This is a genomic window from Paenibacillus sp. J31P190 (genome assembly GCF_059692075.1).
Window position 1 is genome coordinate 58,847 of record NZ_JCAUAS010000006.1, and the last position, 16,367, is coordinate 75,213.

Annotated in this window: 15 protein-coding genes; all 15 read right to left on the minus strand. The window is 42.2% G+C overall.

What is annotated here, in order from left to right:
• Positions 1–6 precede the first annotated feature (6 nt).
• The 15 genes from miaB to AC58U0_RS13775 all read right to left on the minus strand — a co-directional run bounded on the left by miaB (position 7) and on the right by AC58U0_RS13775 (position 16,349).
• Positions 7–1,488 (minus strand): tRNA (N6-isopentenyl adenosine(37)-C2)-methylthiotransferase MiaB, encoded by a 1,482-nt coding sequence (gene miaB / locus AC58U0_RS13705; RefSeq protein WP_497379545.1) that lies wholly within the window; start codon positions 1,486–1,488, stop codon positions 7–9.
• A gap of 150 nt (positions 1,489–1,638) precedes the next feature.
• Positions 1,639–2,208 (minus strand): phosphate propanoyltransferase, encoded by a 570-nt coding sequence (gene pduL, locus AC58U0_RS13710; protein WP_497379546.1) that lies wholly within the window; start codon positions 2,206–2,208, stop codon positions 1,639–1,641.
• Between the two features lie 95 nt (positions 2,209–2,303).
• Positions 2,304–3,170 (minus strand): 2-oxoacid:ferredoxin oxidoreductase subunit beta, encoded by an 867-nt coding sequence (locus AC58U0_RS13715; RefSeq protein ID WP_057301495.1) that lies wholly within the window; start codon positions 3,168–3,170, stop codon positions 2,304–2,306.
• Positions 3,158–4,906, minus strand: coding sequence for a 2-oxoacid:acceptor oxidoreductase subunit alpha (locus AC58U0_RS13720; RefSeq protein WP_497379547.1), 1,749 nt, complete (start codon positions 4,904–4,906; stop codon positions 3,158–3,160). Before AC58U0_RS13720 ends, AC58U0_RS13715 begins: the two co-directional genes overlap by 13 nt.
• Before the next feature lie 203 nt (positions 4,907–5,109).
• Complete coding sequence (locus AC58U0_RS13725) at positions 5,110–6,051, minus strand: dipeptidase (protein ID WP_497379548.1); 942 nt, start codon at positions 6,049–6,051, stop codon at positions 5,110–5,112.
• Positions 6,052–6,175: 124 nt separating this feature from the next.
• Positions 6,176–6,436 (minus strand): stage V sporulation protein S, encoded by a 261-nt coding sequence (locus AC58U0_RS13730; RefSeq protein ID WP_028558349.1) that lies wholly within the window; start codon positions 6,434–6,436, stop codon positions 6,176–6,178.
• A 114-nt stretch (positions 6,437–6,550) separates the two neighbouring features.
• Positions 6,551–7,345, minus strand: a complete 795-nt coding sequence (locus AC58U0_RS13735) for a TIGR00282 family metallophosphoesterase (protein ID WP_497379549.1) — start codon at positions 7,343–7,345, stop codon at positions 6,551–6,553.
• 117 nt (positions 7,346–7,462) lie between these two features.
• Positions 7,463–9,004, minus strand: coding sequence for a ribonuclease Y (rny, locus tag AC58U0_RS13740; RefSeq protein ID WP_057301499.1), 1,542 nt, complete (start codon positions 9,002–9,004; stop codon positions 7,463–7,465).
• Between the two features lie 385 nt (positions 9,005–9,389).
• The gene (locus AC58U0_RS13745) at positions 9,390–10,082 is read right to left on the minus strand and encodes a regulatory protein RecX (protein WP_497379550.1); all 693 of its coding nucleotides are present in this window, start codon (positions 10,080–10,082) and stop codon (positions 9,390–9,392) included.
• A gap of 76 nt (positions 10,083–10,158) precedes the next feature.
• Positions 10,159–11,202, minus strand: coding sequence for a recombinase RecA (gene recA, locus AC58U0_RS13750; protein WP_056832791.1), 1,044 nt, complete (start codon positions 11,200–11,202; stop codon positions 10,159–10,161).
• Between the two features lie 175 nt (positions 11,203–11,377).
• Positions 11,378–12,628, minus strand: coding sequence for a competence/damage-inducible protein A (locus AC58U0_RS13755; protein WP_497379551.1), 1,251 nt, complete (start codon positions 12,626–12,628; stop codon positions 11,378–11,380).
• 164 nt (positions 12,629–12,792) lie between these two features.
• Positions 12,793–13,380, minus strand: a complete 588-nt coding sequence (gene pgsA, locus AC58U0_RS13760; protein ID WP_057301502.1) for a CDP-diacylglycerol--glycerol-3-phosphate 3-phosphatidyltransferase — start codon at positions 13,378–13,380, stop codon at positions 12,793–12,795.
• Positions 13,377–14,705 carry a 30S ribosomal protein S12 methylthiotransferase RimO gene (gene rimO / locus AC58U0_RS13765; RefSeq protein WP_047672979.1) on the minus strand — a complete coding sequence of 443 codons (1,329 nt, stop codon included), beginning with the start codon at positions 14,703–14,705 and terminating at the stop codon, positions 13,377–13,379. The genes pgsA and rimO overlap by 4 nt, the downstream gene beginning before the upstream one ends.
• A gap of 128 nt (positions 14,706–14,833) precedes the next feature.
• Positions 14,834–15,325 carry a YajQ family cyclic di-GMP-binding protein gene (locus tag AC58U0_RS13770; protein WP_047672977.1) on the minus strand — a complete coding sequence of 164 codons (492 nt, stop codon included), beginning with the start codon at positions 15,323–15,325 and terminating at the stop codon, positions 14,834–14,836.
• Between the two features lie 142 nt (positions 15,326–15,467).
• Positions 15,468–16,349: a helix-turn-helix domain-containing protein gene (locus AC58U0_RS13775; protein ID WP_497379552.1), complete on the minus strand. Its 882-nt coding sequence runs from the start codon at positions 16,347–16,349 to the stop codon at positions 15,468–15,470.
• Between the last annotated feature and the right edge of the window lie 18 nt (positions 16,350–16,367).

The window sequence follows — 16,367 nt, forward strand, 5'->3', positions numbered from 1 at the left end:
ATCAAATTAAATGGATATTTTCATGGGTTTGTTTACAATTTCACCCTTCAAAATCCAAGTTTGTGCATGCGTGACTTCCACTTCAACCATTTGACCAATTAAAGATTTATCACCAGTAAAATGAATCAATTTATTCGTCCGAGTGCGACCAGCTAGTACATCAGCGTTATTTTTACTTTCGCCTTCAACTAGTACTTCAACGGTCTGCCCTAACAATCTCTCATTACTCGCTTTACTGTGTTTATTTACTAACTCATTCAAGCGATAAAGACGTTGTTTCTTCACTTCCATCGGTACATTGTCTTCCATATCGGCAGCAGGCGTACCTTCTCGCGGTGAATAAATAAATGTAAACGCGAAATCGAAGCCTACCTCCTCATAAAGAGACATGGTCTCATCGAACTGTTCATCTGTTTCGCCAGGAAAACCAACAATAATATCTGTTGTCAGAACGACATCGGGCATCGTTTCTTTAATTTTACCGGCCAGCTGTAAATAATGATCTCTGGAATATTTTCTGCTCATTCTTTTCAGAACCTCGGTATTACCCGATTGAACTGGCAAATGAATATGTTCTACAAGATTACCGCGTTTACCTAGTACTTCAATCAAGCGATCATCAAAATCTCTTGGATGCGAAGTAGTAAAGCGAATACGCGGTACATCAATTTTACGAATATCGTCCATCAAATCAGCGAATGAATACGTAATATCCTCAAAATCTTTACCATAGGCATTGACATTCTGTCCAAGCAGCGTAATTTCCTGAAACCCTTGACGAGCCAAGTCTCTAACCTCAGCAAGCACGTCTTGTGGTCTTCGACTTCTCTCTTTACCCCGCGTATAAGGGACTATACAGTATGTACAGAACTTATCGCAGCCGAACATGATGTTCACCCAAGCACGGATTCCTTCACGTTTTTTCGGTAAATTCTCAACGATATCACCTTCTTTGGACCATACCTCAACGACCATTTCCTTATTATAGAAGGCATCCTTCAATAAAGTCGGAAGTCGATGAATATTGTGCGTTCCGAATATCAAATCTACAAAAGCATGCTTTTGCATAATTCGATTCACGACTGCTTCTTCCTGCGACATACAACCACAAACACCAAGAACCAGGCCTGGTTTCTGTGCTTTCAGTGCCTTTAAATGGCCCAGCTCACCGAACACCTTATCTTCGGCATTCTCCCGAATCGCACAAGTGTTGAGCAGAATAACATCTGCTTGGTACTTGTCCTCTGTCGTTTGATAGCCCATTTGCTCGAGTAAACCTTTCATTACTTCTGTATCATGCTCATTCATCTGACATCCGTAAGTGCGAATCAAATAATATTTATCTTTGCCGAACTCCTGCATGTCCTCAGGAATGGTGAAGTCATAGTGTACGGCGATCTCTTCTTTTCCGCGCTTCTTTGCATCTGTCAGTGAAGGAGGCTGAAAATATTGGGAATAATCCTTGTCGGATTTCACTTGGTTAGCCACTTTCTTTCCTCCTGAGAGTTTTCGTAGAAAACTTACTTCGTAAGCATTAACTGAGTTTTGCTGTTAAACTGACGCAACTTTTATTATAGCATCACATGCCTACATAGTACAAAAAGAAATTAGCATATGTATGAATATTTACATACAGAACTAATCTATTAGTTCTGCGAAATCGCCAGTTTTCACACCAGCAGCATTCCCCTCATCCGTGTCAATGTGCATATCTAATGCATAGTTATCAGATACACGCGCAATGACATTTTCGAGAATCAATGGGCGTTCTCCATTCACTCTGACACGCAGAAGCTGTTTATCTTGAATGCCCCATTTCTTTGCATCCGAAGTATGGAAGTGAATATGTCTAGCCGCGACTATTACACCTTGCTCCAGATCTACTTCCCCCTTTGGACCAATGACACGAAGCCCAGGAGTTTGCTCAATGTGTCCGGATTCACGTACCGGCGGATTTATCCCTAAAGAAAAAGCATCCGTTCGCGATACTTCGATTTGTGTACTTGGACGTGCGGGTCCAAGAATACGTACCTTTTCGATCTTTCCTTTGGGTCCAACAATCGTTACCGTTTCTTGAGCCGCAAATTGACCGGGTTGTGAGAGATCCTTAAACGTCGTCAATTCATATCCTTGACCAAATAAAATGTCGATATGAACTGGAGATAGATGTATGTGTCTAGCTGAAACCCCTACCGGAACTGTTTTCATAGTACCCATCCTTTAACTTTTATAATAGTAGCCAGTATTGCCGCTCAGCAAAAAAGGCATACGGAAAATCTCCATATGCCCTCAAGGTGTAACTATTATTTGAATTCAGTAAGCATTTTGCTGAAATCAGCTTCTGAAAGCTTAAGGTCTTGTTTCGAAAGTCCTTCTTTAGCAAAGCTTGGAATGGAATCTTCATAGCTCTTTTTCTCTTTGTTTTGATAGATAATACCCGTCAACATGGAGTTTGTTTCCATGATTTTGGTCATTGCCATCACACGGTTTGTATAATCATAGTCAGGAATTTCATCCAGATCCACGATGTTTTCTTTGAACCAGTCATACGTATTTACTTTATTGAAAGTTACGCATGGGCTAAATACGTTAATCAAAGAGAAGCCTTTGTGATTCAAACCAGCTTCGATAACAGCCGTTAACTGTTTCAAGTTACTGGAGAACGATTGTGCTACGAAAGAAGCACCGGCTGCCATCGCAACTTCTAAAGGTGAAATCGCAGACTCAATTGTACCTGATGGAACGCTTTTCGTTTTGAAACCTTCAGCACTACGTGGGGATGCTTGACCTTTCGTCAAACCGTAGATTTGGTTATCCATAACGATATAAGTTACATCAATATTACGACGAATCGCATGTACAGTATGTCCCATACCAATTGCGAAGCCGTCGCCGTCACCGCCTGAAGCGATAACTGTCAAATCGCGGTTAGCCATTTTCACACCTTGTGCGATTGGCAAAGATCTACCGTGAATACCGTGGAAACCATAAGCATTGATGTAACCAGAGATACGACCGGAACAGCCGATACCAGATACGATTGCTAAACCTTCAGGCTCTAAACCAACATTAGCTGCAGCACGCTGAATGGCCGCTTGTACGGAGAAGTCTCCGCAACCTGGACACCAGTTAGGCTTTACATTGTTACGGAAGTCTTTTAATGTTGCCATGCTAAAGTCAACTCCTTACATTTTTGTTCAATTTCCGCTGGCAAGAACGGGTTACCATTGTATTTAAGAACGTTTTTAATTTTATCTGCATGACCAACATGCAGTTTAATTTGATCTGCTAATTGTCCAGTTGCGTTGTTTTCAACAACGATAACTGTTTTTGCTTTTTCAACAAGAGGTCTCAACTGCTCTGCAGGGAACGGATGAATCAAACGCACTGTAGCGTGATTTGTCTTAATTCCTTCCAGTTCAACGCGGCTTCTCGCTTCATCGATCGTTCCACCAGTGGAACCCATTCCGATAATCAGAAGATCTGGATTCTCATGAGGTGCGTCGAATTTAATGGCATCCGTTACTTGAATGTGTTTCAATTTCTCAAGACGCTTATCCATCATACGTTGACGGTTTTCAGTGCTTTCCGAAGGACGACCTGTTTGGTCATGCTCAACACCTGTAACATGATGAATACCATTTTTCACGCCAGGAACCACACGCGGTGAAACACCGTTTTCCGTGAACTCATAACGTTTGAACAATTGATTTGCTTCTTGTTCAGGAACATCTGATACTAGTGCTCCGCGGTCAATCACAATGCGGTTGTAATCTAGCATCTCTGCTGATTGTTTACCCAAGGAGAGTTGCAGATCCGTCATCAAAATGACCGGAACTTGATATTTCTCAGCAAGGTTGAAAGCTTCAATCGTATCATAGAAGCACTCTTCAATCGTGCTTGGGGAAAGAACGATTTTCGGGATTTCACCGTGTGTACCGTATACCATCGCATTCAAATCGGATTGTTCTTGTTTTGTCGGAAGACCCGTACTTGGACCACCACGTTGTGTATCTACGATAACAACAGGCGTTTCAGTCATACCCGCCAGACCAATGGCTTCCATCATCAAAGATAGACCAGGACCTGCAGAAGCAGTAAGTGCACGAGCACCTGCGTAGTTTGCACCGATAGCCATTGTACATGCTGCAATTTCATCTTCGGTTTGGATAACAGTTCCACCCAATTTAGGAAGTGCTTTTTGCAAGTATTCCATAACTTCAGATGCTGGTGTAATTGGGTAAGCTGGCATAAAGCGGCAACCTGCAGCTACAGCTCCAAGAGCGATGGCATCGTTACCGATCATGAACAATTTTTGATTGCCGTCAGCTGGTTCCAATTGGAAGTCAGCAATAGGTCCACCGGCTAATTCTAGTACGGATTCTGCACCTTTACGAACAGCTTCAATATTTTTTTCTACAACAGCTGCGCCTTTACGGCCAAATTCTTCTTCAACAGCTTTATTAAACACGTCAAGCGGCAAACCGAGCAATGCCCAAGAAGCGCCTGAAGCGGCCATGTTCTTAAATAGGGAAGTTCCTAGTTCTTCTGCAATCGCAGTAATTGGAACTGGAAACAAACGTGCTTTAATTCCTTCAGGTAAAACGGGGTTAAACTTTGCATCTGCAACAATAACACCGTTATCACGAAGTTCGTGTGCGTTAAAATCGATACTTTCTTGGTCGAAAGCGACCAGAATGTCCAAATCGTCTGAAATTGCGCGAATCGGTTTAGTGCTGATGCGAATCTTGTTATTTGTATGTCCCCCCTTAATCCGTGAAGAGAAATGACGGTACCCATACAAATAGTAACCGAGACGGTTCAATGCAGTAGAGAAAATGCGGTCTGTACTTTCGACCCCTTCACCCTGCTGACCTCCGATTTTCCAAGATAACTGACTAATCACCGTACGTCCACTCCTTTTGATTGTAGCTGCATGAAGACCTAAAAAAGCTGATTTGTGTAATTTAAGATGACGCTATAAAAATTTTCTTTCACTGTCATCCAAATTCTATGCCTTTACAGAGTAAATTGCAAGGGGTTTAAACGATTCTAAAACATAGAGTTTTTAGATCGAATCCATATCAATATTAGAATGATTCCCAACTTTCATCTCGGAAGATTGGTGAGCATGAATTTCCGCCAATTTCCATAGAGGAATGCCTCCACTTGTGTTTCCTTATAGTTTTTACATAAAGCTTCTATTATATTTCCGTATTGACCGACATGCCTCAAACCTTTCATCCATTGCTCAATCCCATCAAAATCCGATCCGAAGCCAATATGCCCTTCCCCACCCAATGAACAAACATGATCAATATGCTTTAGCAGTGTCGTAATGGGAACAGCTAAATTAGTGCTATCTACAAAATAAGGAACGAACGTAATCCCGATCAGCCCTTGACACTGGATGATAGCTTTGATTTGTTCATCTGATAAATTTCTTGGATGAGGACAAACTTTTTGAGCATTCGAATGGGATGCAATGAATGGTTTAGCATATACCTCAACCAATTCCCAGAACGCCGTTACTGATAAATGTGATACATCTGCTATTATACCCATAGTTTCTAATTCTTTTAACATCAGCTTGCCTTTTCTTGTAAAACCACTTTTACGCGGCTCCATAACACCATCTGCTGCCCAATTTGCATAGTTCCAAGTCAAACCAATACTTCTAACACCAAGGTGGTGAAGAATCCTTAAATGTGTCATATTACCAGCTATTGCATCTAAACCTTCAAGAGTAAGAATAGCTCCAATCTGTTCCCCCGCTTCAACCGTTCGCCAGTCTTCTACATTCTGAATAAATTTCATTCCTGGATGACGAATAATTTTTCGATGAAATAAATCAACCATTTGCAAAATATGATCGAATGTAGGCTGCTGAATGGAGTCCGATAAGTAGATGGCAAAGCACTGAACTTTTACTCCCGCTTGCTTAAGTCTTGGATAACTAACATCCAACTCTTGTTCTTCCTTATCGAAATCCAGCTTAGGGTTCATATATAATTTCGTAAGCGCATCGCAGTGACCATCCATTATTCTCATCCTAGCAGCCTCCTATACACCATCTTCTAAACAACACAAAAACCCCTAAGCAGAGGTTTGATAGGAATTGTGAAAAACCTGTCTACTAGGTAAACAGGCTAGTTATTTAGTATGGTACGGTTTATTACCTTGGCTCTACAATAAGTTTAATGGCCGTCCGATCTTCCCCGTCAATCACGATGTCTGTGAAGGCTGGTACACAAATTAAGTCAACTCCACTGGGCGCGACAAATCCTCTTGCGATAGCTACTGCTTTGATGGCTTGGTTTAAGGCGCCTGCACCTATAGCTTGGAGCTCAGCAGCTCCACGCTCACGCAAAACACCTGCCAATGCACCTGCTACGGAGTTTGGATTGGACTTTGCTGAAACTTTTAATACATCCATGAATAGTACCTCCTCGGGAATGATGGATAGATTCCATTACCCATCATATTCTCAAGGTTTCACAAACATGCTATCGTATCCAATTTAAATGTTCGCAAAATTTGGAATTATCTGCTAATCCATGAAAACTTGATCTTCATCATAACGGATAAGGTTAATTCCTTTTGCCAAACCTGTCTGATCGTTCAATTCAATTACAACAGCATGGAAATGCCATTTGCCTTCATCCGTTACGAATCGAACTGGAAGCTGTGTTTTGAACTTTTGCAGTACAGCATTACGTTCAACGCCTAGAATACCATCACGCGGCCCTACCATCCCTACATCGGTTACATAAGCTGTTCCTTGCGGCAAAACACGGTTATCATTCGTTTGTACATGTGTATGAGTACCGACAACTGCTGACACTTTACCATCCAAATGCCAACCCATTGCAATTTTCTCAGAGGTTGCTTCCGCATGGAAATCGACAAATACAAATTTATGTTTCTTCTTATCCGCTTCAAGAATTTCGTCCACTTTACGAAATGGGCAATCAATCGGCGGTAAGAATGTGCGTCCTTGCAAATTAATAATCAGTAATTCCTGATCCTTGACCTTAATGATCGTATGTCCTCTACCCGGTGTTCCAGGAGGAAAGTTAGCGGGTCGAACCATCTTCTCGTCACGATCAATGAAATCAAAAATCTCTTTCTGGTCCCATGTATGATTACCCATCGTCAGAGCCTGAATGCCCATCTCATAGATTTCTTTAGCAATAGCCGATGTAATACCTTTCCCTGCAGCAGCATTCTCACCATTAGCAATGAACACTGCGTGAGGATGAGCTTGTTTTAATCTAGGCATAATATTTTTTAACGCTTTTCTTCCAACAGATCCTACAATATCTCCAATAAATACTATTTTCATAACAAATTATAGCTCCTTTATAAACACTAGATGCAAAGGCGAGCAATTGATGATTTCAATGACCAGCCTGAAAATAAGGAAAAGTGGCTATAATAGCCACTTTTCGCATTTGGTATCTTATTTAGCGTATTCAACAGCCCTTGTTTCACGAATGACCGTAACCTTAATATGTCCTGGATAATCGAGTTCACTCTCGATTTTCTTCGTAATATCGCGGGCTAGACGGAACGCCTCGGTATCATCCACTTTCTCCGGCTGAACCATTACGCGTACTTCGCGACCTGCTTGAATGGCGTATGATTTCTCAACACCTTCGAAGGATTCCGAAATTTCTTCAAGCTTCTCCAGACGTTTAATATACGTTTCAAGCGTCTCTCTGCGTGCTCCAGGTCTTGCTGCGGATAAAGCATCTGCAGCTCCTACTAACATCGCAATAACAGAGGTTGCTTCCACGTCACCGTGATGCGAAGCAATACTATTAATAACGACTGGATGCTCCTTATACTTTTTACCAATCTCAACACCGATTTCCACATGAGATCCTTCAACCTCGTGGTCTAGCGCCTTACCGATGTCATGAAGCAGCCCGGCACGTTTCGCCAAAGTTACGTCTACCCCGAGCTCCCCGGCCATCAGACCAGCCAGATAAGCTACTTCCATGGAATGTTTCAACACGTTTTGACCGTAACTTGTTCTGAATTTCAAACGACCCAAAATTTTGATCAAGTCAGGATGCAATCCGTGTACACCAACCTCAAACGTGGCTTGCTCCCCATATTCGCGGATACGTTCGTCCACTTCTTTACGGGATTTCTCAACCATCTCTTCTATGCGTGCTGGATGAATACGTCCATCAGCAACAAGCTTTTCTAAAGATGTACGAGCAATTTCGCGTCGGATTGGATCAAATCCTGATAAAATAACTGCTTCTGGCGTATCATCAATAATAAGGTCGATACCCGTCAATGTTTCCAGTGCGCGAATATTACGTCCTTCACGTCCGATGATGCGGCCTTTCATTTCTTCATTTGGCAATGATACAACTGAAACGGTTGTTTCAGCAACGTGATCTGCAGCACAACGTTGAATGGCGAGCGTGATGATTTCACGGGCTTTCTTATCGCCTTCTTCTTTGGCCTGCTGTTCGATTTCTTTAATAAGCTGTGCGGTTTCGTGACGAACTTCCTGTTCTACATTTGTAAGAATGATACTCTTAGCTTCATCCATTGTAAGCCCAGAAATTCGCTCTAACTCCGAAACTTGGCTTTTATAAAGCTGATCAATTTGTGATTGCGTATCCTCGATCCGCTTCTCTTTGTTGGCAACTTGCTCTTCTTTACGCTCGAGAGATTCTAATTTTTTATCCAGCGATTCCTCTTTTTGCAACAATCGTCTTTCTTGTCGTTGAATTTCATTTCGACGTTCACGAATGTCTTTTTCAGCTTCGGACCTCAGTTTATGCACTTCGTCCTTTGCTTCCAGAACCGTTTCTTTTTTCAGTGCTTCTGCTTCCTTCTTTGCAGATTCTCTAATCTGTTCAGCGGCTGTTTCAGCACTGGAAATTTTCGCTTCTGCAAGAGATTTACGGATAAAATAACCAATCCCTAAGCATGCAGCTCCAACAATGAGAATGATCGCGATCCAGATGAATGGCATCATCTTGTTCACCTCCTCGTTGGTTTCTCCAAGGTGTTAGCCTGGGATTCCCTTCGGTTTTTTAATCCGATTTTTAATTGTTTGACTAGTCATACATACCCTACTTATTAAGAGCATGGCTTTTAAATGAATGCGCACCGTGCGTTAGAGGCACTATAGTGCTAATAATCCATAATCAACAGTGTAAAAATTGGCGGTTTCTACATCTGTCCCCTCAAAATCAATGAATTAAGTATGATTTTGAATACATTATGAAAATATACACTGTTATTTTATCTTTTGTCGAAGAAGCTTGTCAAGCGAATGTCCCTGAGATGACAGAATAAGTATTTCTAGTACCTAAACAACACTTAATGTCATTAACTAACTTAACATATAATTAATGACATTAACAATCAAAGTGGTCATCTGAGATTTCAAATTCCTCCTCACTCGATTCACTGCTTAATACCGCCAAAACCTTGTTAACAACAGAGCCCGTATAACCTCTCCGCATTAGAAAAGCTCCTGTCTTTCTTTTACGATCCAGTGTCTTGCCTGAGGTTTGCTTCCATTTCGTTTGGCCCAACTTCATTGCCCCTGTATACTCATCTTCGGGATTGATAGTCTCCATAGCATTTTTAACTAATTCTTTATCAATGCCTCTTTGTTGTAGCTCCTGTCGAATGAGATTACGACCTTTTCGTTGCGAAATAATGCGATTATCTGTCCACATTTTCGCAAATTCCTCATCATTGATATAATTTTGCTGGACTAGCTTCTCACATGCCCATGCAATAATAGGCACTTCGAATCCTTTTTCTTTCAGCTTACGTTTTACTTCACTTAATGAATGAGGTCGTCTGCCTATCATGCTTATTGCCTTTATATAGGCCATATTCTGTTCCTCATCAAGTGTTATACTTTCGATTTCTTTGAGATGTATGGTTTCCCCTTTATTTAACCGATGCTTGATTAAAATATCTTCATGAACGGAGAATGCGTATTCTTCATTTAGAAATATATTGTATCGATGCTTCCCACGCTTCTGTTTCTCAACCTTGGTGATGATTAACAAAGGTTGTTGCTCTTCACTATTCAAAACTAACCAACTCCTTCAATGAAGAAAAGCACCTTAACACAAGGTTTAAGGTGCTTTCATGTATGATCATTTAAACTTATTCGAAATCTGGTTCTAACTCATCATCTTCCTCGTCAACATTAAGAGGGATTGCTTTGATTAAATTACTGTTCTCTCGAATCCGTAATTCAATCGTTTCCGAGATACTTTTGTTATCTTTCAAAAACTGCTTCGAATTCTCACGGCCTTGACCAAGACGCTCGCCTTCATACGAATACCAAGCTCCGCTTTTATTAACGATATCCATCTCTGTTCCGATATCAATAATACTGCCTTCGCGTGAAATTCCTTCACCGTACATAATATCCACTTCCGCTTGTTTGAACGGTGGAGCTACTTTATTCTTAACGACTTTAATTCGTGTGCGGTTACCAACCATATCATTACCTTGCTTGATCGTTTCCACACGACGAACATCTAGCCGAACGGATGAATAGAACTTAAGTGCACGGCCACCAGGTGTTGTCTCTGGGTTACCGAACATGACGCCAACTTTTTCACGCAATTGGTTAATGAAAATCGCGATAACCTTGGACTTGTTGATCGCACCAGACAGCTTACGAAGTGCTTGGGACATCAAACGAGCCTGCAGACCCACGTGAGAATCACCCATGTCGCCTTCAATCTCTGCTTTAGGCACTAATGCCGCTACAGAGTCAATAACAATAATATCTACAGCACCACTTCGCACTAGTGCTTCAGCGATCTCAAGTGCTTGTTCACCGGTATCCGGCTGAGAGAGTAGAAGCTCATCTATATTAATACCAAGCTTGCTTGCATAAGAAGGATCCAATGCGTGCTCCGCATCGATAAAAGCTGCTTGTCCACCATTCTTCTGTACTTCTGCGATAGCATGCAGAGCTACCGTAGTTTTACCAGAAGACTCGGGTCCATATACTTCAATAATTCTTCCGCGTGGAAATCCACCTATTCCAAGAGCGATATCAAGCGCAAGAGAGCCGGATGAAATCGTTTCAACTTGCATATGTGTAGATTCTCCAAGCTTCATAATGGAGCCTTTTCCGAACTGTTTCTCAATTTGACGTAAAGCATTATCAAGTGCTGCGCGACGATCTGACAAAACACTCACTTCCTTCTTCTATCATTATAGGTATATGATAACTTGTTTTCAGGTGTTTGCCAAGCATTTTTTCGAACATACATTCGACTTTTTAGCGAACAAACAAAAAACCGCAACAAAGTTATCGCTTTGTTACGGTTCTTCCGTTAACACTTAGTTTCATTATATGCGAACTCTAGCTATCTTTCAACTGTTTCCATAAATGATAGAGTGCGGTTTTGGCCGCTCTATGCTTGATGGACTCCCGATTACCAGATAGCTGCAGAGTAATAACCCTTGTTGCTACGTCTTTTTGAGCAAAACCTATATAAACAAGCCCTACTGGCTTGCCTTCAGACGGACTTGGACCCGCTACACCCGTAACTGATAGTCCAAAGACACTTCCGGTCACAGTAATCAATTGCTCCGCTAAGAGGGTCGCTGTCTCGCTGCTAACAGCACCTGGGGAACCCTCCCCTTCCAGCACATCCATTGGAACGCCGAGCAGCTTATGCTTCAAGGCATTAGAATAACAAATAATCCCTCCCAGAAAAGATTGGGAACTCCCCGGCACTGCAGTAATCAAATCACTTAGCATGCCGCCTGTGCAGCTTTCGGCCACAGCAAGTGTCTGTTTCTTCTCGCCAAGCAATTGCAGCACAATCGTTTCGATGGGAACATCTTGGTCGGCATAGAGATGCTCTCCTAATCGCTTTCTAATCTCTAGTTCAGTCGCTTGAAGATTCCGTTCACCTTCCAAAGGTGTCTGTGCACGTGTTGTTAAGCGAATCGTCACTTCGCTTTCTTTGGCATATGGAGCGATCGTTGGGTCCGTTTGAGCTTGGATAAGATCAAGTAATTGATGCTCCAAATTAGATTCACCGATGCCGGCAAATTTAAGCATTTTGGAATATAGCGGAATCTCATTAGTCATCCGTGCACGCAGCCAAGGGGCCGCATACTTGGCGAACATAGGCTTCATTTCTTTGGGCGGGCCAGGCAGCAGAATGAAATGTGTCCCTTCGTATGTAAATGCATTACCAACTGCAAGTCCTGTTTCGTTATGTAAAGGATCACTTCCCTCTATCATCATCGCTTGTCGTCTATTGCTTTCCACCATATGGATCCCGCGTGACTGGAACATATCCGTGATTATTTTCATAGAGGGCTCATGCAAAATCAATTCACGGCCAACAAACGCAGCAAGCACATCTTTCGTCAAATCATCCTGCGTAGGTCCAAGACCTCCTGTACAAATAACCACGTCAGCCCTTGAAGCGGCTAATTTGAAGCTATCTAGCAACCTCTGTTCATTGTCACCAACGACAGTTTGGAAATACATATCTACGCCAAGCGCAGCACATTCTCTGGAGAGAAATTGAGCATTTGTATTTACAATTTGGCCTAGTAAAAGTTCCGTTCCAACTGCGATTATCTCAGCTTTCATTTCGAATTCCCTCCTTAAAATGAGAAAACCTCTACCCTCGGCCATTCAAAGATGAGTGACCTCATATTGGGATTTTGGTCTCCAACCAAAGATCCCTGATGCGGCGAGACTTTGGTCTACGACCAAAGATCCCTAATGTGGTAGAAAAAACACAATAGGTTGCCCTATTGCGCTTTTTCTGAAAAATCTATGACATGCTTATTTTTTACAAAGTACTCTACACCTGAATACACGGTAATAATTGCTGCTACCCAACTAGCTATAACATCAAAAGGAAAGTGCAGAAACGTAAAAGGAAAATTATTGATAAGTAGTGCAATGATGGCTGTAATCTGAGCTGCCGTCTTCGCTTTTCCCCATTTGCTAGCTGCCATCACGGTGCCTTCCAATAGAGCAATTTGGCGAAGTCCTGTGACAGCCCACTCTCTACTGATAATGACAATGACAATCCAAGCATCTACTTTGCCCATTTCCACTAATGAGACGAGCACAGCCGTAACAAGCAGCTTATCCGCTAAAGGATCAAGCAGCTTGCCCAAGTTAGTTACAAGATTACGTTTTCTGGCAATGTAACCATCTAAACTATCTGTACTCGCTGCAATAATGAAAATTAAAGCAGCAATAATTTGATTATACGTTATGCTAAATTCCTCTATCCGTATATGAGGGAATTTCACCTTAATCAACAGAAAAAACATGATAATAGGTACTAATAAAATCCTCGCCACGGTGATGCGGTTAGCTAGGTTCATGCAATTACCTCCCCAGATAAGTCAAACTCATAAGAGTGGGTAATGCGAACTTTAGCTAGTTCACCTATGTTAAGCTTCGCATTCGACACGAATACTTCTCCATCAATCTCAGGAGCATCAAATTGGGAACGCCCAATATATACATCACTTCTACCATCGTATCTTTCGATCAGCACGTCAATTTCCTGCCCGATGCGGCGTCCGCCACGCAGATTCGAGATTTCACGCTGAATTTCCATAATCGCGTTCGCGCGGTACTCTTTTACATCATCAGGAACTTGGTCCGGTAAACGAGCTGCTGGCGTATCATCTTCCTTGGAATAGGCAAAAACACCAAGACGGTCAAACTGAACATCGCGAACAAATTGTTTCAAGTTCTCAAAATCTTGTTCAGTTTCGCCTGGGAAACCTACGATTAGTGATGTGCGTAGGGCTACATCAGGAATCGCTTCACGAATTTTACGAACCAGTTCACGCGTATCCTTCTGACGGCCAGGTCTGCGCATCCGTTTGAGGATAGAATCTTCACTGTGTTGAAGCGGCATATCGATGTACTTACATACCTTCGGATTAGATGCCATGACAGCAATCAATTCATCACTAAAGAATCCAGGGTATGCATAGTGCAGCCGTACCCATTCGATGCCTTCGACTTCACTCACTTTATTCAGCAAGGTCGGCAGCATGAAACCATCATATAGATCTGTTCCATAATTCGTGGAATCCTGAGCGATTAGACTAATTTCTTTAACACCCTGTGCAGCAAGATTGGCTACTTCCGCAACGATGGACTCCATGCTTCTGCTTTTGAAGCTTCCACGCATAATTGGAATACTGCAGAATGTACAAGCGTTATCACAGCCTTCAGCAATTTTCACATAGGCTGTATATCGTGGAGTAGTCATGAGTCTTGGCAGGTCCGCATCATAATTAAACACCGGATTCCCAACAAGAACCGGTTTCTTTCCGCGAAGCGCTTCATCTACGATATGGTTGATTTTATCGAAATCTCCGGTACCTACGATGCCATCAATCTCTGGCATTTCTTCCATCAACTGCTTTTTGTAGCGTTGCGTAAGACATCCTGAGACGATTAGCGCCTTGAGATTCGCTGTTTGCTTTAGTTCTGCCATATCCAAAATTGTATTAACGGATTCTTCTTTCGCTGCATCAATGAACCCGCAAGTGTTCACGATAATGACAGTAGCATCTTCCTTGTTATCAACAAGCTGAAAACCACGGCCATGAATTAATCCTGACATAATCTCGGAATCGACCAAATTCTTTTCGCATCCGAGAGTAACTACTTTAACCTTTTCTGTCATGAAAGAAACAACCTCCAATAGTCCTAAAAAACACTCCCTACCAGTATAATACAAGCCCTATAGGGTGTCAAAATGTAAAAACCCCCTATATGTAGGGGGGGACACTCCAAAGAACATCGTATGTATGCCTATTTCAAGTTTACAAATTGTAAATCAAGAGGAATTTCTGCCTTACGCAAGAGCGCAATAACGGCTTGTAAATCATCTCGACTCTTCCCGGTTACCCGGATTTGGTCACCTTGGATTTGCGTCTTAACTTTAAGCTTGGAGTCACGAATAAGAATGTTTATTTTTTTCGAGTTCTCCTGATCGACACCTTGTTTCATGCTAATTTTCTGCCTTACGGTGGAACCAGCAGCTGGTTCTACTTTACTGTACTCGAGATTCTTAATCGAGATACCGCGTTTGGTCATCTTGGCGTGCATAATATCAAGGACATTCTGAAGCTTAAACTCATCATCTGAGGTGACAACAAGCTGGTCCTTATCCAATTTAATGCTGCTTTTACTACCTTTAAAGTCAAAGCGGGTAAGGATCTCTTTTTCCGCCTGCTGTATGGCGTTGTTTAGTTCCTGCATATCCACCTTGGATACGATATCAAACGAACATTCTGAACTCATCTTAGACAAAACATCCTTTCCATCAAATTACAATAGCATTATAGCAAGAAGCCGTAAAAAAAGAAACATCCCAAGCCTCTTCGGCCTAGGATATCTCTTGGCATTTTTAATTACCCGGGAAAGCGCAGGAAACGTCAAAAAGCTAGTTTTTTTGCAAATTGAGCTGTACCCTCTTGGGGTTTGGTGTATCCCCGACAGGAACGATCGTACCATTCACAGTAAGCTCCAAAGCACTGGCTGCACCTACATTTAAATACGCAGAACCAGTTAAATCAAAAGAGTCCGTGTCACCAGCTTTGTAAAGCTTCTGTCTAAGCATTTCTTTACCGCCTGCCTCTGTAAGAGAATCCACACGAATCCAACAGGAACCTGTTATTTTCATTTGAATATTAAGATTGGAAGCACCGGTTATCGTGTAATTATCTACACCTTTCTCGCTGCTGCTAAACTTAACCTGAACAGATGGCGTTGGTGTCGGCGCCGGTGTTGGAGTTGGAGTCGCAAGAGGCGCCACTTTACCGTCACTGGACGCATTCATTGTCGTACTTGGAGCAGTGCCAGTCGTTGGATTCGTCGAATCTGTGATTCTCGGAGATTGCGTTTGGGAAGGATTTTGATCTGCTGGCGTTCCCTTATAATTCTTGTATGTATAATAGTATACGATACCGAATATAAGCAAAATGAAACAGACAAACATCGTACCCGAAGCCCAGCGGCTCAATTTTTCGGTATTACGGACACTCGTTCTATTTTTACGAATCGTTTCAACAACTGGTTTCTCTACAGCTGGGGAGGGATTCGTCGTTTGGTACATGCCCAGAACTTCTGCAGGGTCAAGTCCCACCGCTTCAGCGTAGCTTTTAATAAAGGCACGTACATAGAAGCTTCCTGGCAGAACCTTGTAGTTTCCTTCCTCAATCGCTTCCAAGTAACGTTTACGAATTTTCGTAACTTCTTGTAGATCATCAAGCGAGATCTTTTTTTCCTGGCGTGTTTTACGTAAAATGTATCCTAGATCAGACATATGGTCACCTCCCCGCAG

What these genes read in the sequence shown, in the direction of transcription:
- pgsA (WP_057301502.1), bottom strand. Translation starts at nt 13,380, where the DNA reads ATGAACCTAGCTAACCGCATCACCGTGGCGAGGATTTTATTAGTACCT.
- AC58U0_RS13725 (WP_497379548.1), bottom strand. Translation starts at nt 6,051, where the DNA reads ATGAGAATAATGGATGGTCACTGCGATGCGCTTACGAAATTATATATG.
- rimO (WP_047672979.1), bottom strand. Translation starts at nt 14,705, where the DNA reads ATGACAGAAAAGGTTAAAGTAGTTACTCTCGGATGCGAAAAGAATTTG.
- AC58U0_RS13735 (WP_497379549.1), bottom strand. Translation starts at nt 7,345, where the DNA reads ATGAAAATAGTATTTATTGGAGATATTGTAGGATCTGTTGGAAGAAAA.
- AC58U0_RS13775 (WP_497379552.1), bottom strand. Translation starts at nt 16,349, where the DNA reads ATGTCTGATCTAGGATACATTTTACGTAAAACACGCCAGGAAAAAAAG.
- AC58U0_RS13715 (WP_057301495.1), bottom strand. Translation starts at nt 3,170, where the DNA reads ATGGCAACATTAAAAGACTTCCGTAACAATGTAAAGCCTAACTGGTGT.
- pduL (WP_497379546.1), bottom strand. Translation starts at nt 2,208, where the DNA reads ATGAAAACAGTTCCGGTAGGGGTTTCAGCTAGACACATACATCTATCT.
- AC58U0_RS13755 (WP_497379551.1), bottom strand. Translation starts at nt 12,628, where the DNA reads ATGAAAGCTGAGATAATCGCAGTTGGAACGGAACTTTTACTAGGCCAA.
- AC58U0_RS13770 (WP_047672977.1), bottom strand. Translation starts at nt 15,325, where the DNA reads ATGAGTTCAGAATGTTCGTTTGATATCGTATCCAAGGTGGATATGCAG.
- AC58U0_RS13730 (WP_028558349.1), bottom strand. Translation starts at nt 6,436, where the DNA reads ATGGATGTATTAAAAGTTTCAGCAAAGTCCAATCCAAACTCCGTAGCA.
- rny (WP_057301499.1), bottom strand. Translation starts at nt 9,004, where the DNA reads ATGATGCCATTCATCTGGATCGCGATCATTCTCATTGTTGGAGCTGCA.